The organism is Micromonospora sp. ANENR4 (assembly GCF_015354395.1).
GTDB lineage: Bacteria > Actinomycetota > Actinomycetes > Mycobacteriales > Micromonosporaceae > Micromonospora > Micromonospora aurantiaca.
Genome location: NZ_JADKYQ010000010.1, coordinates 144274 through 167729, shown reverse-complemented (window position 1 = coordinate 167729; position 23456 = coordinate 144274). Strand labels below are relative to the sequence as shown.

Below are 23456 nucleotides of genomic sequence, written 5' to 3'. Positions count from 1 at the left end.
ACAGCTGGTACACAGGATCGGGACAGCCCGGCGACAGCGGGCCCGCCCACGATGGGGGCATGGTCATGAACGCGCAGTCCGCGCAGGGCCGCATCGAGCTGCGCCGCCCGGACGGCGAACCGGTGCGGGTGCTCGTCGTCGACGACGAGCCGACGCTCACCGACCTGCTCTCGATGGCCCTGCGGTACGAGGGCTGGCAGGTCGCCACCGCCGGCAGCGGCATGGCGGCGGTCACCACCGCCCGCCAGTTCCGCCCGGACGCCGTGGTGCTCGACGTGATGCTGCCCGACCTGGACGGCTTCCAGGTGCTGCGCCGCCTGCGCGAGGAGTCCCCGAGCGTGCCGGTGCTGTTCCTCACCGCCCGCGACGCCGTGGAGGAACGCGTCGCCGGGCTCACCGTCGGCGGCGACGACTACGTCACCAAGCCGTTCAGCCTGGAGGAGGTGATCGCCCGGCTGCGCGCGCTGCTGCGCCGCTCCGGCTTCGCGGTCGCCGCCCGCCAGGAGGCGGTGCTCACCGTCGGCGACCTCACCCTCGACGAGGACAGTCACGAGGTACGCCGCGGCAACGACCTGATCACGCTCACCGCCACCGAGTTCGAGCTGCTGCGCTACCTCATGCGCAACCCGCGCCGCGTGCTCAGCAAGGCGCAGATCCTCGACCGGGTGTGGAACTACGACTTCGGCGGCCAGGCCAATGTGGTCGAGCTGTACATCTCGTACCTGCGCAAGAAGATCGACGCGGGCCGCGCGCCCATGATCCACACATTGCGCGGGGCGGGTTATGTCCTCAAGCCCGCCGAGTGACAGCCGTGGCCGGCTGCGCCGCCGCCTGGCCGGCTGGTCGCTGCGCCGCCGGCTCGTGCTCTCCGTGGTGGCGCTGCTCGCGCTGGTCAGCCTCGGCATCGGCGGCCTGACCACAGTGGCGCTGCGGCACTTCCTGATCGACCAGATCGACAACCAGCTCACCTTCGGCGACCGGCGGCCCGCCGACTTCGAACGCTGGGCCCGGCGCGGCATCGACCCGCCGCGCCCGGATCAGCGGCCCACCCCGCCGGACTCCGACGAGGTCGCGCCGGACCCCCCGGGCGGCTTCCCGCCCGGCTCCATCGCGGTCCGGGTGCCCGCCGCCGCCGAACCCGTCGGCCGGGTCCGGTCCGAGAGCGGCGGCAGCGAAGAGGTGCCCGCCGCCGACCTGACCGCGCTGGCCCGCGTACCCGTCGGCGACCGCCCGCGCACCGTCGTCGTCGGGGACCGGGGGGACTACCGCGCGATCGCGCTGCCCTCGCCGCGCGGCGACGGCGACGTGCTGGTCCTCGCGATCCCGCTGGCCCAGGTGGACGACACCGTCATGTGGATGATCGTCGCGCAGGCCGGGGTGATCGGCGCCGGCCTGGTCATCGCCGGCGCCCTCGGTCTGCTCATCGTCCGGGTCACGCTGCGCCCGCTCAACCGCGTCGCGGCCACCGCCGCCCGGGTCACCGAACTGCCGCTCGACCGTGGCGAGGTCGCCCTGTCCGTGCGGGTACCGGCCGCCGACACCGACCCCCGCACCGAGGTCGGGCAGGTCGGCGGCGCGCTCAACCGGATGCTCGGCCACGTCGCCGCCGCGCTCGCCGCCCGGCAGGCCAGCGAGACCCGGGTACGCCAGTTCGTCGCCGACGCCAGCCACGAGCTGCGCACCCCCCTCGCGGCCATCCGCGGGTACGCCGAGGTGGCCCGCCGGGGCCGCCAGGAGGTGCCGCCCGACGTGGCGCACGCGCTGCGCCGCGTCGAGTCGGAGAGCACCCGGATGACCAGCCTCGTCGACGACCTGCTGCTGCTGGCCCGGCTGGACTCCGGCCGCCCGCTCACCGCCGAGCCGGTCGATCTGACCGCCATGTCGGTGAACGCGGTCAGCGACGCGCACGTCGCCGGTCCGGACCACCGCTGGCAACTCGACCTGCCCGACGAGCCGCTCACCGTCACCGGTGACGCCCACCGGCTGCACCAGGTGCTGGCGAACCTGCTGGCGAACGCACGGGTGCACACCCCGGCCGGCACCACAGTCACGGTCCGGCTCGCACCGGCGCCCGACGGCGTCGAACTGCGCGTCACCGACGACGGGCCGGGCATCCCGGAGCAGTTGCAGCCGGAGGTCTTCGAGCGGTTCGCGCGCGGCGACACCTCCCGCTCCCGCGCCCAGGGCAGCACCGGCCTGGGACTGGCCATCGTCGCCGCCGTGGTGGAGGCACACCACGGCCGGGTCGACGTGATCAGCCGGCCCGGCCGTACCGCGTTCACGGTCTGGCTGCCCGGATCCACAGCCGACGCATAGGCCGTTCACGGGAGCGGGCCAGCGGGCCCGCCGAGTCTTGCCGGCATGAACCGAACCGACAGCCTGCCGACCGTGCCCACGGCCGCGTCACCCGGCACCGAGCCGGCCCCCGCGTCCGTACCTCTGGAGATCCGCACCGGCCGCGATCCGCGCTGGGCCCGGCCCGCCCTGCTCGGCCTGCTGGCCGTGACCGCGCTGCTCTACCTGTGGGGTCTGGGCGCCTCCGGCTGGGCCAACGCGTTCTACTCGGCCGCCGTGCAGGCCGGGTCGCAGAGCTGGACGGCGTTCTTCTACGGCTCGTCCGACGCGGCCAACTCGATCACGGTGGACAAGACCCCCGCCTCGCTGTGGCTGATGGCGCTCTCGGTGCGCATCTTCGGCCTGAGCGGCTGGTCGATCCTCGTGCCGCAGGCGCTGCTCGGCGTCGCCTCCGTCGGCGTGCTGTACGCGACGGTCCGCCGCTGGTACGGCCCGGCCGCCGGACTGCTCGCCGGTGCGGTGCTCGCGCTCACCCCGGTGGCGACGCTGATGTTCCGGTTCAACAACCCGGACGCGCTGCTGGTGTTCCTGCTCGTCGCCGGCGCGTACGCCACGGTGCGTGCGGTCGAGACGGCGAGCACCCGGTGGATCGCGCTGACCGGCGTGCTCGTCGGCTTCGGTTTCCTCACCAAGATGCTCCAGGCGTTCCTGGTGATCCCGGTCTTCGCCGGCGTCTACCTGCTGGCCGCCCCGACCGGCCTCGGACGGCGGATCCGCCGGCTCCTGCTCGCCGGGCTCGCAGTGGTCGTCTCCGCCGGCTGGTGGGTGGCGATCGTCGAGCTGGTGCCGGCGAGTGCCCGCCCGTACATCGGCGGTTCGCAGAACAACAGCATCCTGGAGCTGACGCTCGGCTACAACGGCCTGGGCCGCATCACCGGCGACGAGGTGGGCAGCGTCGGCGGCGGCGGGCGGCCCGGCGGGGGAGGCGGCGGACCGTTCTCCGGCCAGACCGGGCTGCTGCGGATGTTCGACACCGAGGTCGGCGGGCAGATCTCCTGGCTGCTGCCGGCCGCGCTGATCCTGCTGGTCGCGGGGCTGTGGCTGGCCGGGCGGGCGCCGCGTACCGACCGCACCCGGGCCGGTCTGCTGCTCTGGGGCGGCTGGCTGCTGGTCACCGGACTGATCTTCAGCTTCATGTCCGGGATCTTCCACGCGTACTACACGGTCGCCCTGGCCCCGGCGGTCGGCGCGCTGGTCGGCATCGGGACCACCCTGCTGTGGCGCGCCCGCTCCGCGGCGGTCCGGTGGCGCCGGCTGGCCGCCACGCTGGCCCTGGCCGGCACTTTGGCGGTCACCGCCTGGTGGTCCTGGCACCTGCTCGGCCGCACCCCCGACTGGCACCCCTGGCTGCGCCCCACAGTCCTGGCCGTCGGCCTGACCACCGCCGTCCTCCTGGCCGTCTCGGCGGTGATCAAGGAGTTCGTGTCCGGGAACGGCTTTCAGGGTGACGCGAACTCCTTGGTCAACTCCGAGGCGGGGGCGGGGCACCGGGCCGGGTTCGCCGGGCGGGTCGTGCGGTGGGTCGTGCCGGTGGTGTCCGTCGCCGGGATCGCGGTGGCGCTGGCCGGGCCGGCCGCGTACGCGATGCAGACCGCTGCCACCCCGCACAGCGGCGCCATTCCGAGCGCCGGGCCGGCCGGAGCGGGTGGCTTCGGCGGCCCCGGCGGGCCAGGCGGGCGGATGCCCGGGAACGGGCAGTTCCCGGGTGGCCCCCCGGGCGGGACCGGGCAGTTCCCCGGCTTCCCGGGCGGACCGAACGGCACCGGCCGGGACGGCGGGGCGAACGCCGGCGGATTCCCCGGCTTCCCGGGGGGCGGCCAGGCTCCGGGCGCACCCGGCGGCACCGGGCAGGACGGCACCACGCCGGGTGGCATCCCCGGTCAGGGTGGCTTCCCCGGACAGGACGGCGGGACCGGGCAGGAGGGGCGGGGGCAGCGCGGCGGTGGCATGGGCGGGCTGCTCGACGCCCGCGAGCCGAGCGCCGAGATGACCGCGCTGCTCACCGCCGACGCCGACGACTACACCTGGGTCGCCGCGACTGTCGGCTCGAACAACGCCTCCGGTTACCAGCTGGCGACCGGCCGGCCGGTCATGCCGATCGGCGGGTTCAACGGCAGTGACCCGTCGCCGACGCTCGCCCAGTTCCAGCGGTACGTCGCGGACGGGCGGATCCACTACTTCCTCGGCGGCGGCGGGTTCCGGGCCAACGGCGGCAGCAACGCCTCGGCCGAGATCGCCGCCTGGGTCGCGGAGAACTTCACCGCGACCACCGTCGACGGCGTGACCGTGTACGACCTGAGCAGCGGAAAGCAGGGCTGAGCGATGACTGACACGTACGCGCCCCGGGCCGCCGTGCAGGCCCGGCCCGCCGCAGACAGCGCGGTGCTCGACGTGGTGGTGCCGGTCTACAACGAGGAGGCCGACCTCGGGCCCTGCGTCCGGCGGCTGCACGCGCACCTGACCGCGCACTTCCCGTACCCGTTCCGGATCACGGTGGCCGACAACGCCAGCGTGGACGGCACCCCGGCGGTGGCCCGGGCACTCGCCGACGAGTTGCCCGAGGTGGGGGTGCTGCGCCTGGACGAGAAGGGCCGCGGGCGGGCGTTGCGGGCGGCGTGGTCGGCGTCGCCGGCGCCGGTGCTCGCGTACATGGACGTGGACCTGTCCACCGACCTGGCCGCGCTGCTGCCGCTTGTCGCGCCGCTCATCTCCGGGCACTCGGACCTGGCCATCGGCACCCGGCTGGCCCGCACCAGCCGGGTGGTCCGGGGCACCAAGCGGGAGGTCATCTCGCGCGGCTACAACCTGCTGCTGCGCGGTGCGCTGGCGGCGCGTTTCTCCGACGCCCAGTGCGGGTTCAAGGCGATCCGCGCCGACGTGGCCGCCGAACTGCTGCCGCTGGTGCGCGACACCGGCTGGTTCTTCGACACCGAGCTGCTGGTGCTGGCGCAGCGGGCCGGGCTGCGCATCCACGAGGTGCCGGTGGACTGGGTGGACGACCCGGACAGCCGGGTCGACATCGTCGCCACCGCGCTGGCCGACCTGCGCGGTATCGGGCGGCTGGGCCGGGCGCTGGTGACCGGGGCGCTGCCGCTGGCGCAGTTGCGCGCCCAGCTCGGCCGGGGGCCGTTGCCGGCACCGCCGGCGCAGGTGCCGATCGGGTTGCCGCGCCAGCTCGCCCGGTTCGCCGCGGTGGGCGTGGCGAGCACGCTCGCGTACCTGCTGTTGTTCCTGCTGGCCCGCGGCCCGCTCGGGGCGCAACCGGCGAACCTGCTGGCGCTGCTACTCACCGCGGTGGCCAACACGGCGGCCAACCGGCGGCTCACGTTCGGGGTGACCGGACGCCGGCACGCCGGTCGCCACCACCTCCAGGGGCTGCTGGCGTTCGCGCTCGGCCTGGCCCTGACCAGCGGCTCCCTGGCCGTGCTGCACGCCACCACACCCCCGAGCCGCCCGTTGGAGCTGGCAGTGCTGGTGACGGCCAACCTGGCCGCGACCGCCCTGCGCTTCCTCCTGCTCCGCCTCGCCATGCACCACCGCCCCTGACCCCCACCCCCAGAAACATCCCGTCGATCATGAGGTTGGCGGTGCGACACGCCGGACGCCGGTGCCGTCAACTTCATGATCGACGGGGAGGGTGGCAGGGTTGTGGTGTGTACCGGGAGTGGGAGGCAGCGGGGGTTCCGGGCGCGGTTCTGTGGAGCAGCGTCTCCGGTGAGGGCGAGACGCGGGTGCTGCCGGACGGGTCCCTCGACCTGCTCTGGTCCAGCCGGTCCGGGCTGCTGGTGGCGGGTCCGGACCGCACGGCGTACCTGTCGCGGTCCGCGCCGGGGGACCGGTGGATCGGGCTGCGCCTGCCGCCGGGGACCGGCCCGGCCGTGTTCGGGGTACCGGCCGAGGAACTGCGGGACTGCCGCGTACCGCTGGCCGACCTGTGGGGCCGCGCCGCCGCCGAGGTGACCGAGCGGGTCGAGGCGGCGCTGGCCGCGCCGATCCGCGGCGACGCACCCGACGCCGTCAGCGCCGCCGATGCCCACGCCGCCTCGGTGCTCACCCGGGTCGCCCGGGACCGGCTGCGCGCGGCCGGCGGCCCCGACCCGGTCGGCGCGCGGGTCGCCGCCCGCCTGGCCGCCGGGGCCACCGTCGCCGCGACCGCCGCCGAGGTCGGCCTCGGCCCGCGCGCCCTGCACCGCCGCAGCCGGGTCCTCTTCGGGTACGGCCCGAAGACGCTGGCCCGCATCCTGCGGATGCGCCGCGCGCTGGACCTGGCCCGCGCCGGTGCGCCGCTCGCCGAGGTGGCGGTGCGCAGCGGGTACGCCGACCAGGCCCACCTGACCCGCGAGGTACGGGATCTGGCCGGGGTGCCGCCGACCCGGCTGCTCTGACCGGTCCGGAGCCGCCCGCAGGCGAGCTGACCGGTCCGGAAGCCGCGCGCGAGCCGGCCCGCGCCTACTCGGCCGCGGGCAGCGGGGCGAACAGATCCACGCCGTTGCCGTCGGGATCGTGCAGGACCGCGTACCGCTGGCCCCAGAAGGCGTCCCACGGCGGCATCTCGCCGTGGTGCCCGGCGCCGGTCAGCTCGGCGTACCAGCGGTCCACCTCGGCCGGGTCGGCGCACCGGAAGGCCAGGCTCATCCGGTTGTTGCCGCCGGACGGGTCGAACCCGGGATGGAAACTGCGGATCACCTCGACCGTGTCCCAGGCCAGCCGTACCCCGTTCGGCAGGGTGACCTCGACGTGCCCTTCCGTCTCGGCGCCGGGCGGGATCGGCAGCCCCAGCCGCCGGTAGAAGTCGAGCGTGCGGGCCATGTCGGTGACCACGGCCCCGACCAGATCGAACTGCGGTGTCATGCCGGCCACGGTAGGCGCGACCGGCCCGGCCCGTCTTGAACGGATCGGACGGGGGACGAGTGGCCGGTGTGGCCGCGCACCCGGACGTCGAGACGTTACGGTGGGGGACAAGTCCGGCGTGGAGCAATAAAGCTCGCATTCCGGGCGTGCTCCGATGACCGGCGAGGGAAGGAAAGCAGCCGTGACGCATCTGGCCTACCTGGACGCGGGATCCGGCAGTCTCATCGTGCAGGCGGTGGTCGGCGGGGTGGCCGGGGTGGCGGTGGCCGCCAAGCTCTACTGGCGCCGTCTGGTGTCCCGGTTCCGGCGTCAGCCCTCCGACCAGGGTCCGGCGGCGTGACGATCCCCGACACCGGCGTACGCGTCGAGCCCGGCTCCTTCCGCGACCCCGGCAACCGGGTGTTCCACCGGGGCGAGGAGGTGCTGCGCGGACTCGACGAGCGCTCCGCCCGCGACTGGCGGGCGCTGTCCGTCACCGACTTCTTCCGGCAGGCCACCAGGGCCGGGCAGATCGTCGGCACCGAGGAGCTGACCCCGACCCCCGTCGACGCGCCCTGGACCACGGTGCTGCGGCACGAGCGGATCCCGTTCGTCTCGCACCCCTACGAGTGGTCGTACGCCATGCTGCGCGACGCGGCGCTGCTGCACCTGGACGTGCTGCGCGCCGCGCTGGAAGCCGGCTTCACCACCAAGGACGGCTCGGCGTACAACGTGCAGTGGCGCGGCGCCCGGCCGGTCTTCATCGACGTCGGCTCGTTCGAGGCGCTGCGCGACGGCGAACCCTGGGCCGGCTACCGGCAGTTCTGCCAGACGCTGCTCTATCCGCTGCTCATCCAGGCCCACCTCGGGCTGGACTTCCAGCCGTTCCTGCGCGCCCGCGTCGACGGCGTCGAGCCGGACCAGATGCGCCGGCTGTTCGGCGGCACCCGGCGCTGGCGGGCCGGCGTGCCCACCCACGTGCACCTGCACGGCGCCATGCAGGCCCGCAACTCCGCCGCGAGCACCACCGACGTCCGCGCCCAGTTGCGCGCCGCCGGATTCTCCCGCGAGCTGGCGCTGGCCACGGTACGCGGGCTGGCGAAGCTGGTCCGCCGCCTCGACCACCGGCCCGGCGACAGCCACTGGTCGGACTACCAGCGCACCTGCGCGTACTCGGTGCCGGACCGGCAGGCCAAGGAGGAGTTCGTCGACCGGGCGGTGGCCGCCGTCGGTGGCGGCTCGGCGCTGGACCTGGGCGCCAACGACGGCCGGTACGCCCGCATCGCCGCCCGGCACGCCGCGCACGTCGTCGCCGTCGAGCAGGACCCGGCGGTGGTCGACACGCTCTACCGCGCGCTGCGCGACGAGAGCGAGACACGGATCCTGCCGCTGGTGATGGACCTGGCCGACCCGTCCCCGGGTGGCGGCTGGCGCGGCGTCGAGCGGGCCGCGTTCGCCGACCGGGCCCGAGCGGACATCGTCCTGGCCCTGGCCGTGGTGCACCACCTCGCGATCGGGCGCAACGTGCCGCTGCCCGAGGTGCTCGACCAGCTCACCGCGCTCACCGCCACCGGCGGCAGCCTGGTGGTGGAGTTCGTCCACCCGGACGACCCGATGGCCCGCCGGCTCCTGGCGAACAAGCCCGACGGCCTGTTCCCGGACTACCGGCGCGACGCCTTCGAGGCGTTGCTCGCCCGCCGGGGCCGGGTGGTCGCCCGCACCGAGCTGCCGTCCGGCACCCGCACGCTCTACCAGGTGGTGGTGGGTGGCTGAGGAGACCCTCGCGCCACCCCGGGACCACGCCGCCGTCCCGGTCCGGCGGGAACGCCGGCAGTGGTGGCGGGCCGAGGCGGCCCGGCTGGCCGAGGTGGTGGCGCTGGTCGGGCTGGTGGTCACCCAGCCGCTGCTCGACGTGCTCGGCCGCAGCCCCGACTTCTTCCTGTTCCACCGCGCCTCCCGGGCCGACGTGCTGCTGCTTGTCGCCCTGATCGCGCTCACCCCGACAGTGCCGTTCGCACTGCTGGGCGCGCTCACGCTGCCCGCCGGACGCCTCACCCGGGCCGCCGTGCACACCGCGTTCGTGGGCCTGCTGCTCGCCGCGCTGGCGGTCCAGGTCGGCCGGCACCTGACACCGCTTCGGGGCGTACCCCTGCTCGTCGTCGCCGGTGTGGCCGGAGTCGCCGGCACGGCCGCCCACCGGCGGTGGCGGGCGCCCCGGCGGGTGCTGCGGGTCGCCGCCGCCGGGCCGCTGGTGTTCGTCGGGCTGTTCCTGTTCGCCTCGCCCGCCTCGGCGGTGGTGCTGCCGCGCGGCGAGGGCGGCGCGGCCGGTGTGGCCGGCGCGGGCGCGCACCCGCCGGTGGTCATGATCGTGCTGGACGAGCTGCCGCTGGTCTCCCTGCTCGGGCCGGACGGCCGCATCGACGCCGAGCGCTACCCGAACTTCGCGGCGCTGGCCGGCGGGTCGACGTGGTACCGCAACGCCACCGGCGTCAGCGGCTGGACGCCCTACGCGCTTCCCGCGATGCTCACCGGGCGCTACCCGGAGCGGGGGGTGGCACCGCACTACTCGCAGTACCCGGACAACCTGTTCACCGCACTCGGCGGCCTCTACCGCATCAAGGCCGAGGAGAGCATCACCCGGCTCTGCCCGCCGAGCCGCTGCGAACAGGCCACCACCCCGGAACAGGGGCTCGGCGTGCTGGTCCGGGAGAGCGGCAAGCTGCTCGGCCGGATCGCCGCGCCGATGGACAGCCGGATCGACCCGGAGGACTCCTACCGCGAGCGGACCGCCGCCGAGGCCGGGCTGGACGCCGCCGAGCCGGTGCCGGACGACCCGAAGTTCCGCTGGGACACCCTCGACGACAACCAGCCGGCCCGGTTCACCTCGTTCCTGGCCGGGCTGCGCCCCGACACCCGGCCCACGCTGCACTTCCTGCACCTGCTGATGCCCCACTCGCCGTGGGCGTACCTGCCGTCCGGGGCGCACTACGCGGCCCCGGAGGACCTGCCGAACGACGGCGCCGGCTGGGTCGACCTGGCCCGCGCCCGGCACCTGGCGCAGCTCGGCTACACCGACCGGCTGATCGGCGAGACGCTGCGGACGCTGCGCGCCACCGGCCTCTACGACAAGGCGCTGGTGGTGGTCACCGCCGACCACGGCGTCAGCTTCCGCCGCGACTGGCAGGGCCGGGGGATGGACGCCATCGACCACGCCGCGAACGAGGTGGCCTGGGTGCCGATGTTCGTCAAGGAACCCGGCCAGCGCGCCGGACGTGTGGACGACCGCAACTGGGAGCACGTCGACCTGCTGCCCACGATCGCCGACGAGACGCACATGCGGGTGCCCTGGCCGATGGACGGCCGGTCGGCGAAGGCCGCGCCGCGCGAGCGGGCCGACAAACGCTTCTACGACCGCCCCGGCCAGCCGGTCACCGTCACCGGCGGCGTGCCCGCCCCGCTCCCACCGCTCCCGGTCGACCGGCTCGTCGGCACCCGCGTCGGTGACGTGCCGGTCGGCGGGACCGCCACGGTGTCGAACCGGGACGCGTTCGACGCGGTCGACCCGGCCGGCGGCGGGCTGCCCGCGATGGTCTGGGGCACCGTGCCGGACGGCGTACCCGACGGTACCCGGCTCGCCGTGGCGGTCAACGGCACCGTCGGCGCGGTGGTGCCCGTGGTGCCGCCGGACGCCGGTGGGCGGCGGTTCGCCGCGCTGCTCGCCGACGACCGTCTGTTCGCCGCCGGCGCCAATCGCCTCGGCCTCTACCGGGTGGGCGACGACGGGACGCTGCGGCGGCTCACGCTGTCGTGACGGACCTCCCGAACATGCCCGTGGCCGCGCTCCCATCCGGTTTCCGGACCGGCTGGCCGGGAAACAGGTGACGCACACCTCACCCTCAAACCATGACGAGCGGTGTTCTCCGCGCCGTGATTACGGTAGAAGCGAAGGCAATTCAACGAAGATCTTGCCGGCGAAGCGAGGAACAGATGACGGAAGTCAAGCTCGACCACCCCGGTGGGCAGCTGTCGATGCCGGTGCAGTCCGCGGTTGAGGGCCCCGCCGGGATCGGGGTGAGCAAGCTGCTCAAGGAAACCGGGATGACCACGTACGACCCCGGTTTCGTGAACACCGCGTCCTGCTCGTCCGCCATCACCTACATCGACGGTGATGCCGGCATCCTGCGGTACCGGGGTTACCCGATCGACCAGCTGGCCGAGAAGTCCTCCTTCCTGGAGGTCTCCTACCTGCTGATCTACGGCGAGCTGCCGACCCAGACGCAGCTCACCGAGTTCAGCGAGCGGATCCGGCGGCACTCGCTGCTGCACGAGGAGATGCGCCGCTTCTTCGACGGCTTCCCCCGCGAAGCGCACCCGATGGCCGTGCTCTCCTCGGCCGTCAGCGCCATCTCGACCTTCTACCAGGACAGCCTGGACCCGTTCGACTCCGAGCACGTGGAGATGTCCACGGTGCGGCTGATGGCGAAGGTCCCCACCATCGCCTCGTACGCGTACAAGAAGTCGATCGGGCAGCCGCTGCTGTACCCGGACAACTCGCTGGGCTACGTCGAGAACTTTCTGCGGATGACGTTCGGCGTACCGGCCGAGCCGTACGAGGTCGACCCGGTCGTCGCCCGGGTGCTGGACATGCTGTTCATCCTGCACGCCGACCACGAGCAGAACTGCTCCACCTCGACCGTGCGGCTGGTCGGCTCCAGCAACGCCAACCTGTTCGCCTCGGTCTCGGCCGGCGTGAACGCGCTGTTCGGCCCGCTGCACGGCGGCGCCAACCAGGCCGTGCTGGAGATGCTCCAGAAGATCCAGGCCGACGGCGGCGACGTCCGCTCCTTCGTGCAGAAGGTGAAGGACAAGCAGGACGGCGTGAAGCTGATGGGCTTCGGGCACCGGGTCTACAAGAACTACGACCCGCGCGCCGCCATCGTGAAGAAGGCCGCCCAGGACGTGCTCGGCCGGATGGCCAAGCCGGACCCGCTGCTGGACCTCGCGGTGCAGCTCGAGGAGATCGCGCTCGCCGACGACTTCTTCGTGTCCCGGCGGCTCTACCCGAACGTGGACTTCTACACCGGCCTGATCTACAAGGCCATGGGCTTCCCGACGAAGATGTTCACTGTGCTGTTCGCGCTCGGCCGGCTGCCCGGCTGGATCGCGCAGTGGCGCGAGATGATCAACGACCCGGAGACCAAGATCGGTCGGCCGCGGCAGATCTACACCGGCGCCACCGAGCGGGACTACGTCCCCGCCGCCCAGCGCTGACGCAACCCCGGCGAAAGGCCGCCGCCCCCCACCCGGGGGCCGGCGGCCTTTCCCCTGTCCCGGCGCGCCGCCCTCGCTCCCGCCGATCTTGCACTCGATGCCCGGGTATTCCGGGCACTCCGGACCTCCTGCGGGCACCAAATGCAAGATCGCGGGGGAGAGGGGCGGGGGAGAGGGGCTAGCGGAGGCCGGCGGCGGTGAGGAGGTTGCCCTCGGGGACGCGCGGGGTGGTGTGGCCGTGTGCCATGCGGTGCTGGGCGCGGGCGGCCGTGAAGGCCGGGTCGCCGGCGATGGCGGCGGCGTACGCGGCGGCCGTACGGGACGCGATCGCCGCCCAGCCGTACTGCTCGTGCACCATCGCGCGGGCCCGCCGGGCGAGCGCACGCGCCCGGTCCCGGTCGGACAGCAGCGTGTGCACCGCCTCGGCGAGGCCGTCCGGGTCGTGCGGGGCGAACGTCATCCCCGTGACGCCCGGTTCGACGATCTCGGCCAGCCCGCCGGTACGGGCCACGGCGAGCGGCGCGCCCGCGGCGGCCCCCTCCAGCGCCACCATGCCGAACGGCTCATAGATGCTCGGCACCGCGAAGCAGTCCGAGGCGGCCATCACGGCCGGCAGGTCGGTGCCGCCGAGGAACCCGGGCATGCTCACCGTGGCGCCGAGCCCGAGGCGGTGCACCTCGGCCTCCAGGTCCGCCTTGTACGGCCCGTCGCCGACGATCACCGCGCGCAGCCCGGGGTGCCGGTCGCGCAGCCGGGGCAGCCCGGCCAGCAGGTGCTGCACGCCCTTCTCGTACACCAGGCGGCCGGCGAACGTGACCAGCGGGCCGTCGGCGGCGAACCGGGCCCGGGCGGCGGCGACCGCCGACGCGGGCACCCGCCAGCGGTGCGGCTCGACGCCGTTGGGCACCACGTCGACCCGGGAGGCGTCCACACCGAACAGCGCGCCCACCTCGTCGCGCATGTAGCCGGAGCAGACGATCACCCGGCCGGACTCGCCGGCGAGCCAGTGTTCGACGCCGTGGATGGTGCGGTTCATCTCCTCGGGCAGCCAGCCCTGGTGCCGGCCCGCCTCGGTGGCGTGGATGGTGCTGACCAGCGGCACGTCCAGGTGCTCGCGCAGCGTCATCGCGGTGTGCGCGACGAGCCAGTCGTGGGCGTGGATGACGTCGTACGAGCCGGACGAGGTGGCGCGCAGCGCGGCCCGGGTCAGTGTGTGGTTGAACGCCATCGTCCAGGCCAGCAGCGAGCCGGTGGCGAGGGGAAAGGTGACCGGGTCCTCGGCGGCGCGGACGACGCGCACGCCGTCGGCGTACTCCTCCAGGGGAGCGCCCTCGGCGTGGCGGGTGACGACTGTGACCTCGTGCCCGGCGGCGGCCAGGGCGACGGACAGCGCGTGCACGTGGCGGCCGAGCCCGCCGACGAGCACCGGCGGGTACTCCCACGACAGCATCAGGATGCGCCGGGTCCGGGGCGCGGACCCGGCCGGCGACGGGGGCGCCGGGCGGGAGGTGAGGGTGGGCCGGTGGAGCCGGTCCGTCGCGGTGGCGGGCTGAGCGCCGACCCGCAGAGTGGTCACGTGGATCTCCGTCCATGCATGGTGAGGCACGCCGGCATCGGTGGCGGCGACGAGCGGTGGTGGTGAGGGGTGGCCGAACGGCCGGGCGGGCCCGCGCGCGCGTGGGCCCGGATCCAGGAAAGTCCATCCGCCGCCGGTCCGCATCTCGAAAAGGGCGATCGTGACGGATGACACCCGAACGTCTATCCGTTCGCACGAGGGCGGATTCGGTTACGGTCCGAACGGGTGGATTGACGGCGGGTACGACTGGGCATCACCGGCGTGCGCATCGGCGGTTCCCCCTGTCCGGTGCGCTCACGATCATGGGCCGAAGGAGCGACATGCAGGTCTGGCCGGGCGAGAGCTACCCCCTCGGCGCCACGTACGACGGGATGGGCACCAACTTCGCGATCTTCTCCGAGGTGGCGGAGAAGATCGAGCTGTGCCTGTTCGACGAGTGGGACATCGGCACCGAGCGCCGGGTGGAGCTGCGCGAGGTCGACGCGTACGTCTGGCACGCCTACATCCCCGGCGTCGAGCCCGGCCAGCGCTACGGCTACCGGGTGCACGGGCCGTGGAACCCGGCCGAGGGGCTGCGCTGCAACCCGCACAAGCTGCTGCTCGACCCGTACGCGAAGGCGGTCGACGGGGAGGTCACCTGGCACCCGTCGGTCTACGACTACGAGGTCGGCGGCGACCCGGACCGGATGAACACCGAGGACTCGGCGCCGTACATGCCGAAGTCGGTGGTGGTGAACCCGTACTTCGACTGGGGCAACGACCGGCCGCCGCGCACCCCGTACCACCATTCGGTGATCTACGAGGCGCACGTGCGGGGCCTGACCATGCGCCACCCGGGCATCCCGGAGGAACTGCGCGGCACGTACGCGGCGATCGCCTCACCGGTGATGATCGAGCACTTCAAGCGCCTCGGCGTGACGGCGGTGGAGCTGATGCCGGTGCACGAGTTCGTGCACGACCACCGCCTGGCCGACCTGGGGCTGCGCAACTACTGGGGCTACAACACCATCGGGTTCTTCGCCCCGCACCACGGCTACTCTGCGCTGGGCCGCCTGGGCCAGCAGGTGCAGGAGTTCCGGGGCATGGTCAAGGCGCTGCACGCCGCCGGCATCGAGGTCATCCTCGACGTGGTCTACAACCACACCGCCGAGGGCAACCACCTCGGCCCGTCGCTGAGCTTCAAGGGCATCGACACCCCGAGCTACTACCGGCTCTCCGAGGACGACAGGCGCTACTTCGTCGACTACACCGGCACCGGCAACAGCCTCAACGTGCGCAGCCCGCACTCCCTGCAACTGATCATGGATTCGTTGCGCTACTGGGTGACCGAGATGCACGTCGACGGCTTCCGGTTCGACCTGGCCGCCACGCTGGCCCGCGAGTTCTACGAGGTGGACCGGCTGTCCACGTTCTTCGAGGTGGTGCAGCAGGACCCGGTGGTCGGCCGGGTCAAGCTCATCGCCGAACCGTGGGACGTCGGCCCCGGCGGCTACCAGGTCGGCAACTTCCCGCCGCAGTGGACCGAGTGGAACGGCAAGTACCGCGACACCGTCCGCGACTTCTGGCGCGGCGAGCCGGCCACGCTCGCCGAGTTCGCCTCCCGCATCTCCGGCTCCGCCGACCTCTACCAGGACGACGGCCGCCGCCCGTTCCACAGCATCAACTTCGTCACCTGCCACGACGGGTTCACGCTCACCGACCTGGTCTCCTACAACGACAAGCACAACGAGGCGAACGGCGAGGACAACCGGGACGGGGAGAGCCACAACCGGTCCTGGAACTGCGGCGTCGAGGGCGAAACCGACGATCCCGGTGTACGCGCGCTGCGCGCCCGGCAGCGGCGCAACTTCCTGGCCACGCTGATGCTGTCCCAGGGCGTGCCGATGCTCGGCCACGGCGACGAGCTGGGCCGCACCCAGCGCGGCAACAACAACGCCTACTGCCAGGACAGCGAGATCGCCTGGGTGGACTGGGACCGGGCCGACGACGAGCTGCTGGACTTCGTCCGCCGGCTCACCGAGTTCCGCAACCGGCATCAGGTGTTCCGCCGCCGCCGGTTCTTCACCGGCCTGCCGGTGGGCGGCCGGGCCGCCGGTTCCGGGCTGCCCGACCTGGCCTGGTACACCCCGGACGGCCGGGAGATGACCGGCGAGGACTGGGGCAACGACTTCGGCCGCTCGGTGGCCCTGTTCGTCAACGGCGACGGCATCGGCGAGCGCGGCCAGTACGGCCAGCGCCACCGGGACGACTCGTTCCTGCTGCTGTTCAACGCGCACGACGCGCCGCTGGACTTCACGCTGCCCGGCGAGGAGTTCGGCACCCGGTGGGAGCTGGTGATCAGCACCGCGGAACCCGATCCGGAGAAGACGATGCTCGTCGAGGCGGGCGGCACGGTCTGCGTGCCGGACCGCTCGCTGCTGGTCCTGGAGAGGACGGCCTGACCGATGCCCGCCACCCCCCGCTCGACGTACCGGGTCCAGGTGCGTCCCGGCTTCGACCTGGACGCCACGGCCGAGCTGGCGGGCTACCTCGCCGCGCTCGGCGTCACCCACCTCTACACCGCGCCCCTGCTCACCGCCACCCCCGGCTCCACGCACGGCTACGACGTCGTCGACCACCGCGAAGTCAACCCGCAGCTCGGCGGCGAGGCCGCCCGGGCGCGGCTGGTCCGGGCGTTGCGCGCGGCCGGGCTGGGTTTGGTCGTGGACATCGTGCCCAACCACGCCGGGGTGGCCCGGCCGGAGGCCAACCCGGCCTGGTGGGACGTGCTGCGGCGGGGACGCGAATCGGTGTACGCGCGCTGGTTCGACATCGACTGGGACCGCGGGCGGCTGCTGCTGCCGGTGCTCGCCGACACCGCCGACGCGCTCGACGACCTGAAGCTCGTCGACGGGGAACTCCGCTACCACGAGCACCGCTTCCCGGTCGCCGACGGCACCGGCGACGGCACGCCCCGCCAGGTGCACGACCGGCAGCACTACGAGCTGGTGAACTGGCGGCGCGGCGACGCCGAGCTGACGTACCGCCGGTTCTTCGCCGTGTCCGACCTGGCCGGCCTGCGGGTGGAGGACCCGGAGGTCTTCGACGCCACCCACGCGGAGATCCTGCGCTGGGTCGACGCCGGGGAGGTCGACGGCATCCGCGTCGACCACCCGGACGGGCTGCGCGACCCGGCCGGCTACCTGGCCCGGTTGCGCGCCGCCGCACCGGCGAGCTGGCTGGTGGTGGAGAAGATCCTGGAGTACGGCGAGGACCTGCCGGACTGGCCGGTCGACGGCACCACCGGCTACGACGCGCTGGCCGCCGTGTCCGGGCTGTTCGTCGACCCGGACGCCGAACCGGAGTTCACCACGCTCGACGGCCGGCTGACCGGGCGGCACACCTCCTGGCCGGACCTGACGCACGCCACCAAGCTGGAGGCCGCCACCCGGCTGCTCGCCGCCGAGCTGACCCGGCTGACCGCGCTCGTGCCGGAGCTGCCGGGCGAGCAGGTCCGCGCGGCCCTGGCCGAGTTGGCCGCCTGCTTCCCGGTCTACCGTGGCTATCCGCCCTCCGGCGCCCGGCACCTGGCCGCCGCCCGCAGCGAGGCGGGTCGCCGCCGCCCCGACCTGACCGGCGTACTCGACCAGGTCACCGCCCGGCTGCGCGACCCCGGCCACGAGCTGGCCGCCCGGTTCCCGCAGCTGACCGGTGCGGTGATGGCCAAGGGCGTGGAGGACACCGCGTACTACAGGTGGAGCCGGTTCGTCGCCCTCAATGAGGTCGGCGGCAGCCCGGCCCACTTCGGTGTGCCCCCGGCCGAGCTGCACCGGTTCGCCGCCAGCCGGCACGTGCGCTGGCCGGCGAGCATGACCGCGCTGTCCACCCACGACACCAAGCGCGGCGAGGACGTCCGCGCCCGCCTCGCGGTGCTGTCCGAGCTGCCCGGCCGCTGGGCCGAGCGGGTCGCCGACTGGATGTCGCGCGCGCCGCTGGCCGACCCCGCGCTGGCCCACCTGCTCTGGCAGACCGCCGTCGGGGCGTGGCCGATCGAACGGGAGAGACTGCACGGGTACGCCGGGAAGGCCGCCCGGGAGGCGTCGGTCACCACGAGCTGGGCCGATCCGGACCCGGCCTTCGAGCACGAGATGCACGCCCTGGTCGACCGGATGTACGACGACCCGGAACTGCACGCCCAGATCACCGCGTTCGCCGCCGAGATCACTCCGCCCGGCTGGTCCAACGCGCTCGGGCAGAAGCTGGTGCAGCTCGCCATGCCCGGCGTGCCCGACGTCTACCAGGGCACCGAGCTGTGGGAGAACTCGCTCGTCGACCCGGACAACAGGCGGCCTGTCGACTTCGCCGTACGCCGGGACCTGCTGGCCCGGCTCGACGCCGGCTGGCGGCCCGCGGTGGCCGGTGACGGCGCGGCCAAGCTGCTGGTGGTGTCCCGGACGCTGCGGCTGCGCCGCGACCGCCCGGACCTGTTCGGCGGCTACCGGCCGGTGCCGGCGCGCGGCCCGGCCGCCGCGCACGCGGTGGCCTTCGACAGGGGCGGCGCGGTCGCGGTGGCGACCCGGCTGCCGCTGCGGCTGGCCCGTTCCGGCGGCTGGCGGGCCACGACAGTGTCACTTCCCGTTCACGAGTGCACCGACTTGTTCACCGGGCGGGTCTACAGTGGTTCTGAGCTGCTCCTTCATGATCTGCTGAGCACCTATCCCGTCGCCCTCCTCGCACCCACCGACTCTGTGGAGGCCGCCGCATGACCGAGTTCACGGTGTGGGCGCCCGAGGCCGCCCGGGTGCGGCTGCGCCTTTCCGGTGCGGCCGACCACGCGATGCGCCAGGGGCCGGACGGCTGGTGGCGGGTCGAGGTGCCCGACGCCGGGCCCGGCACCGACTACGCGTTCCTGCTCGACGACGACGAGCAGGCCCTGCCCGACCCCCGCTCGGCCTGGCAGCCGGCCGGGGTGCACGGGCCCAGCCGGCTCTACGACCACGCCGCGTTCGGCTGGACCGACTCCGCCTGGACCGGCCGGCAACTGCCCGGCAGCGTGCTGTACGAGCTGCACATCGGCACGTTCACACCCGAGGGCACGTTCGACGGTGCGATCGCCAAGCTCGACCACCTCGTCGACCTCGGCGTGGACATGGTCGAGCTGCTGCCCGTCAACTCGTTCAACGGCGAGTACAACTGGGGCTACGACGGTGTCTGCTGGTACGCCCCGCACGAGCCGTACGGCGGCCCGGACGGCCTGAAACGGTTCGTCGACGCCGCCCACGCCAAGGGCCTGGGGGTGATCCTCGACGTCGTCTACAACCATTTCGGGCCCTCCGGGGCCTACGCGCCGCGGTTCGCGCCGTACCTCACCGAGCAGAGCAACACCTGGGGCCGCACCGTCAACCTGGACGGCCCGCACTCCGACGGGGTACGCCGCTACATCGCCGACAGCGTGCTGGGCTGGCTGCGCGACTACCACGTCGACGGGCTGCGGCTCGACGCCGTGCACGCCATGCCCGACGGCCGGGCCGTGCACTGGCTGGAGGAGGTCGCCGCCGAGGTCGAGGCGCTGTCCACGCACCTCGGGCGGCCGCTGTCACTGGTCGCCGAGAGCGACCTCAACGACCCGCGCCTGATCACGCCCCGCGAGGCGGGCGGCTACGGCCTGCACGCCCAGTGGAACGACGACGCCCACCACGCGCTGCACACGCTGCTCACCGGCGAACGGCAGGGCTACTACGGCGACTTCGGCTCCCTGGAGTGCCTCACCGACGTGCTGACCGGCGGGTTCTTCCACGCCGGCACCTGGTCCAGCTTCCGGGGCCGCAGCCACGGCCGCCCGGTCGACAGGCAGCGCACACCCGGCCACCGCTTCGTGGCGTACCTGCAGAACCACGACCAGATCGGCAACCGGGCCACCGGCGACCGGATCTCCGCCACCCTGTCGCCCGGCCTGCTGCGCGTCGGCGCGACGCTGCTGATGACCGCGCCGTTCACGCCGATGCTGTTCATGGGGGAGGAGTGGGCGGCCTCCACGCCGTGGCAGTTCTTCACCAGCCACCCCGAGCCGGAACTCGCCGTGGCGGTCGCCACCGGCCGCAGACGCGAGTTCGCCGACCACGGCTGGGCCACCGAGGACGTGCCCGACCCGCAGGACCCGCAGACGTTCCTGCGGTCCCGGCTGGACTGGGCCGAGCTGGACAAGCCGGAACACCGCGAGACGTACGACCTCTACCGGCGGCTGATCGCGCTGCGCCGTTCCCGGGCCGACCTGTCCGACCCCCGGCTGGACCGGGTCGACGTCCGCCACGGCGACCGGTTCCTGGTGATGCGGCGCGGCGACACGCTCGTGGTGGCGAACCTGGCCGGCCGGGCGCAGCGGATCAACCTGCCCGGCGTGGTACGCCGGGTGCTGCTCGCCACCTCCGAGGGCGTCACCGTGATGCGCGACGGCATCGAGCTGCCGCCGGAGAGCGCGGCGATCGTGGCGCTCTGAGCGCTCACCGGTGAAGTTTGCGCCGTACCGCCTCGGCGTCGGCGTGACCGAGTTCCTCGTACAACGCGAGTGACCGCCGCCAGGCGTCCCGGGCCGCGTCCGGCCGCCCGGCCGCGGCCCACGTGTCGCCGAGGTGGTCCAGCACGATGCCCTCGGCATGCCGGTCGCCGATCTCGGCGAACAGGGCGAGGGCCTGGTGGAAACAGTCGACCGCCTGGTCGTACTCGCCGAGGTGGTGGTGGGCGAAGCCGATGCTGTCCCACGTGTTCGCCTGCCCGTACGCGCTCCCGGCCTGCTCGGACAGGGCGAGCGCGCGGCGGCAGAACGTGATCGCGTCGTGGTGCTCGCCGAGCTGCGAGTGGTACCAGCCGATCGCGTTGAGCGCGACCGCCTGCTTGAGCGGGCTCCCGACCCGTTCGTAGAGGGCGAGGCTCCGCCGGGCGTGCGGCAGGGCCTCCCGGGGCTGCCGTTGCCGGTCGTGCAGCATGCTGAGGTCGAAGTGGGTGTGCGCCCGTCCCTCGTCGTCGCCCAGGGCGGCGAACAGGTCCAGCGCGGCGAGCAGGTTGCGCTGCGCCTCGGCGTACCGGCCCAGGTTGGAGCAGGCCCCGGCGAGGAGCCGGTGCGCCTGCGCCTGCGCCGGGCGGTTACCCGAGCGTCCGGTCGCCTCGACCGCCCGGCGGGCCACAGTGGCCCAGTCGTGCCAGTGGCCCTGCCTGTCGAAGTACGTGGCCAGGGTCCACGAGAGCTGCCCGGCCGCGGCGTCGAGGCCGTTGCCGGCCGCGTACTCGATGGTCGCCATGAGCACATGGTGCTCGCGGGTGAACCAGGCCAGCGCCGCCGCCAGGTCGTCGAGCCGTTCGACGGTCACCCCCGGCGCGGCGGGGGCCAGGGTCAGCGGGTCGCGCTGCGGTGACAGCAGCAGCGCGGCCGCGTGTGCCGTGTGCAGGTGGTGGTCGACCAGCCGGCACAGCGCGGGCTGGGGACCGGCGTGGTCACCTGTCGCCCGCTCGACCGCGAAACTCCGGACCAGGTCGTGCATGCGGTACCGGCCCGCGACGTGCTCCTGCACGAGATGCGCGTCGACCAGCTCGCGCAGCGACGGCCGCAGCTCGTCCGGCGTACGGGCGGTCAGGCTTGCCACCGCGTCCCGGCTGATGTCCGGGCCGGGGGCGAGGCCGAGCAGCGTGAACACGTCCGCCGCGGCCGGCGTGAGTGCCGCGAGCGAGCGGGACAGCACCACGCGCAGGTTCGTCGTCGGCTCGTCGCCGGCCAGCGCGTCCAGCGGGTGGACCGCCGTGGTCAGCTCCGCCGCGACCGACGACAGCGGGAGGTCGGGGTGAAGCGCCGCACGGGCCGCCACGATCCCGAGCGCCAGCGGCAGACCCCCGCAGAAGCGCAGGATGTCCGCGACGGCGTCCGGGTGTCCCGCCACCCGTGCGGCACCCACCTGCCGGACGATCAGCTCGTGGGCCTCGTCGTCGGGCAGCACGTCCAGCGGCAGCGGTCGCGCGCCGTGGGTGGTGACGAGGCCGGCCAGCTGCCGGCGGCTGGTCACCAGGACGGCGCTCGTGGGCGTGCCGGGCAGCAGCGGGACAACGGTGGCGGCGTCGCGGGCGTCGTCGAGGACGATCAGCAGCCGGCGGCCGGCGACGAGCGTCCGGTACAGCGACGCCTGGGCCTCCGGATCGGCCGGGACGCGTGCCGGTTCGACGCCGAGCGCCTCGAGGAAGCCGCGCACCGCCACCGGCCAACCGACCGGCTCCCCGGTCGGGTCGAAGCCGCGCAGGTTGACGTAGAGCTGCCCGTCGGGGAAGCGGCCGGCGTTGGCGTGCGCCCAGCGCAGCGCCAGCCAGGTCTTGCCGACGCCCCCGCCGCCGCCGATGGACGAGATCACCACCGGCGATCCGGCGCCGTCCGGGTGGTCCGCGTCGGCGAGTTGTTCGTCGAGGCGCGCGAGCTGGGCGGTACGGCCGGCGAAGACCCCTGGTGACGCGGGTAGCTGCCGGGGCGCGGTGCCCGCATCCCGTGCCGTGCCGGGCGACCGGTCGGTGGCCGGCGTGCCCGGTTCCCCGTCTGCCGGGAGGTCCGGCGGCGCGATCGCCGCGTCGGCGGTGAGGATCTGCTGATAGAGCTGTGCCAGCGGCGGGCTGGGGTCGGCGCCGATCTCGGCGGCCAGCCTCCGGCGCAGCCGGTGGAAGTGCTCCAGCGCGTCGGCCTGCCGCCCGCACCGGTAGAGCGCGAGCATCGCCTGCGCCGCCAGGCGCTCGTCCCACGGGTACCGGCCGCTCAGATCCAGGACGTCGGGGAGGAGACGGGCATGTGTGCCCCGGCGCAGCGCGATGTCGTTGCGGTCCAGTGCGGCCGCGAGTCGCTGCCGGTCGAGGGTCTGCCGGTAGGCCGCCAGCCACGGCGTGGCCAGCCCGTCGAACGCCTCGCCGCGCCAGAGTCCGAGCGCCCGCTCCAGAGCGCTGATCGCCGTCGCGTCGTCCTCGGCGCGCCGGGCCTGCTCGGTCAGCGCGCGGAAGCGGTGCAGGTCGACGCGGTCCGGGTCGACGGCGAGCAGGTAGCCGGGATGACGCCGGACGATGCGGACGTCGTCCGTGCCGGCCAGCGCGTGCCGCAGCCGCGACAGGTAGCCACGCAGGGTTGCGGTGGCCCCGTCCGGCACCTCGTCGCCCCAGACCCGGCTGATGAGCTGTCCGGTCGCGACGACCCGGTTGGGCTCGACCAGCAGGGCGGCGAGGACGCACTGCTGACGGGCGTGACCGACCCGGACCGCCCGGCCGTCGACCCGGACGTCCAGGTCGCCGAGCACCCGGAACTCCACCGCCACGGACTGTCACGCTAGCCCCGGGTGGTGCTGGCCGGACCGGGCGTGACGACGATCCGACAGGTGGCGGCGCGACGGTCCGCGCTCCCGGTCTCCCGGTGCGCGGACCGCCGTGCCGG

Annotated in this window: 15 protein-coding genes; 12 read left to right on the top strand and 3 right to left on the bottom strand. The window is 73.9% G+C overall.

All coding sequences use genetic code 11. The features are described 5' to 3' along the window. Nucleotides 1-59 precede the first annotated feature (59 nt). The 5 genes from IRY44_RS19235 (at nt 60) to IRY44_RS19215 (ending at nt 6740) form a co-directional block, all read left to right on the top strand. Nucleotides 60-806: a response regulator transcription factor gene (locus IRY44_RS19235; RefSeq protein WP_370584969.1), complete on the top strand. Its 747-nt coding sequence runs from the start codon at nt 60-62 to the stop codon at nt 804-806. After that, a complete protein-coding gene (locus IRY44_RS19230; RefSeq protein ID WP_194801675.1) occupies nt 784-2316 on the top strand; it encodes a cell wall metabolism sensor histidine kinase WalK in 1533 nt (510 codons plus the stop codon). Before IRY44_RS19235 ends, IRY44_RS19230 begins: the two co-directional genes overlap by 23 nt. Before the next feature lie 45 nt (nt 2317-2361). Then, nucleotides 2362-4674 (top strand): glycosyltransferase family 39 protein, encoded by a 2313-nt coding sequence (locus IRY44_RS19225; RefSeq protein ID WP_194801674.1) that lies wholly within the window; start codon nt 2362-2364, stop codon nt 4672-4674. 3 nt (nt 4675-4677) lie between these two features. After that, on the top strand, nt 4678-5901 hold the full coding sequence (locus tag IRY44_RS19220; RefSeq protein ID WP_194801673.1) for a dolichyl-phosphate beta-glucosyltransferase: 1224 nt from the start codon (nt 4678-4680) through the stop codon (nt 5899-5901). 107 nt (nt 5902-6008) lie between these two features. Then, entirely contained in the window at nt 6009-6740 is a 732-nt protein-coding gene (locus IRY44_RS19215; protein ID WP_194801672.1) for a helix-turn-helix domain-containing protein, read from the top strand. 64 nt (nt 6741-6804) lie between these two features. On the opposite strand, the gene IRY44_RS19210 is transcribed toward IRY44_RS19215, so the two are convergent. Then, the gene (locus tag IRY44_RS19210; protein WP_194801671.1) at nt 6805-7206 is read right to left on the bottom strand and encodes a VOC family protein; all 402 of its coding nucleotides are present in this window, start codon (nt 7204-7206) and stop codon (nt 6805-6807) included. A 181-nt stretch (nt 7207-7387) separates the two neighbouring features. Here IRY44_RS19210 and IRY44_RS19205 point away from each other — a divergent pair, with 181 nt between their 5' ends. The 4 genes from IRY44_RS19205 to IRY44_RS19190 all read left to right on the top strand — a co-directional run bounded on the left by IRY44_RS19205 (nt 7388) and on the right by IRY44_RS19190 (nt 12456). Next, entirely contained in the window at nt 7388-7546 is a 159-nt protein-coding gene (locus IRY44_RS19205) for a hypothetical protein (RefSeq protein WP_013286005.1), read from the top strand. Then, nucleotides 7543-8958, top strand: a complete 1416-nt coding sequence (locus IRY44_RS19200) for a methyltransferase domain-containing protein (protein WP_194801670.1) — start codon at nt 7543-7545, stop codon at nt 8956-8958. The genes IRY44_RS19205 and IRY44_RS19200 overlap by 4 nt, the downstream gene beginning before the upstream one ends. After that, nucleotides 8951-10996, top strand: a complete 2046-nt coding sequence (locus IRY44_RS19195) for a sulfatase-like hydrolase/transferase (RefSeq protein WP_194801669.1) — start codon at nt 8951-8953, stop codon at nt 10994-10996. Before IRY44_RS19200 ends, IRY44_RS19195 begins: the two co-directional genes overlap by 8 nt. Nucleotides 10997-11172: 176 nt before the next feature. After that, nucleotides 11173-12456: a citrate synthase gene (locus tag IRY44_RS19190; protein WP_194801668.1), complete on the top strand. Its 1284-nt coding sequence runs from the start codon at nt 11173-11175 to the stop codon at nt 12454-12456. Between the two features lie 178 nt (nt 12457-12634). On the opposite strand, the gene IRY44_RS19185 is transcribed toward IRY44_RS19190, so the two are convergent. After that, nucleotides 12635-14032 carry a glycosyltransferase family 4 protein gene (locus IRY44_RS19185; RefSeq protein ID WP_194801667.1) on the bottom strand — a complete coding sequence of 466 codons (1398 nt, stop codon included), beginning with the start codon at nt 14030-14032 and terminating at the stop codon, nt 12635-12637. 320 nt (nt 14033-14352) lie between these two features. Between IRY44_RS19185 and glgX the strand changes: the two genes are divergently transcribed. The 3 genes from glgX to treZ are packed head-to-tail and all read left to right on the top strand — an operon-like array spanning nt 14353 to nt 20507. Beyond that, nucleotides 14353-16473, top strand: coding sequence for a glycogen debranching protein GlgX (gene glgX / locus IRY44_RS19180; RefSeq protein WP_194801666.1), 2121 nt, complete (start codon nt 14353-14355; stop codon nt 16471-16473). Between the two features lie 3 nt (nt 16474-16476). Next, nucleotides 16477-18777, top strand: a complete 2301-nt coding sequence (gene treY, locus IRY44_RS19175; RefSeq protein WP_194801665.1) for a malto-oligosyltrehalose synthase — start codon at nt 16477-16479, stop codon at nt 18775-18777. Then, nucleotides 18774-20507: a malto-oligosyltrehalose trehalohydrolase gene (treZ, locus tag IRY44_RS19170; RefSeq protein ID WP_194801664.1), complete on the top strand. Its 1734-nt coding sequence runs from the start codon at nt 18774-18776 to the stop codon at nt 20505-20507. Before treY ends, treZ begins: the two co-directional genes overlap by 4 nt. Before the next feature lie 4 nt (nt 20508-20511). Here treZ and IRY44_RS19165 read toward each other — a convergent pair whose 3' ends face one another. Then, nucleotides 20512-23340: a BTAD domain-containing putative transcriptional regulator gene (locus tag IRY44_RS19165; protein WP_194801663.1), complete on the bottom strand. Its 2829-nt coding sequence runs from the start codon at nt 23338-23340 to the stop codon at nt 20512-20514. Between the last annotated feature and the right edge of the window lie 116 nt (nt 23341-23456).

What these genes read in the sequence shown, in the direction of transcription:
- IRY44_RS19225 (WP_194801674.1), top strand. Translation starts at nt 2,362, where the DNA reads ATGAACCGAACCGACAGCCTGCCGACCGTGCCCACGGCCGCGTCACCC.
- IRY44_RS19190 (WP_194801668.1), top strand. Translation starts at nt 11,173, where the DNA reads ATGACGGAAGTCAAGCTCGACCACCCCGGTGGGCAGCTGTCGATGCCG.
- glgX (WP_194801666.1), top strand. Translation starts at nt 14,353, where the DNA reads ATGCAGGTCTGGCCGGGCGAGAGCTACCCCCTCGGCGCCACGTACGAC.
- treY (WP_194801665.1), top strand. Translation starts at nt 16,477, where the DNA reads ATGCCCGCCACCCCCCGCTCGACGTACCGGGTCCAGGTGCGTCCCGGC.
- IRY44_RS19230 (WP_194801675.1), top strand. Translation starts at nt 784, where the DNA reads ATGTCCTCAAGCCCGCCGAGTGACAGCCGTGGCCGGCTGCGCCGCCGC.
- IRY44_RS19210 (WP_194801671.1), bottom strand. Translation starts at nt 7,206, where the DNA reads ATGACACCGCAGTTCGATCTGGTCGGGGCCGTGGTCACCGACATGGCC.
- IRY44_RS19235 (WP_370584969.1), top strand. Translation starts at nt 60, where the DNA reads ATGGTCATGAACGCGCAGTCCGCGCAGGGCCGCATCGAGCTGCGCCGC.
- IRY44_RS19220 (WP_194801673.1), top strand. Translation starts at nt 4,678, where the DNA reads ATGACTGACACGTACGCGCCCCGGGCCGCCGTGCAGGCCCGGCCCGCC.
- treZ (WP_194801664.1), top strand. Translation starts at nt 18,774, where the DNA reads ATGACCGAGTTCACGGTGTGGGCGCCCGAGGCCGCCCGGGTGCGGCTG.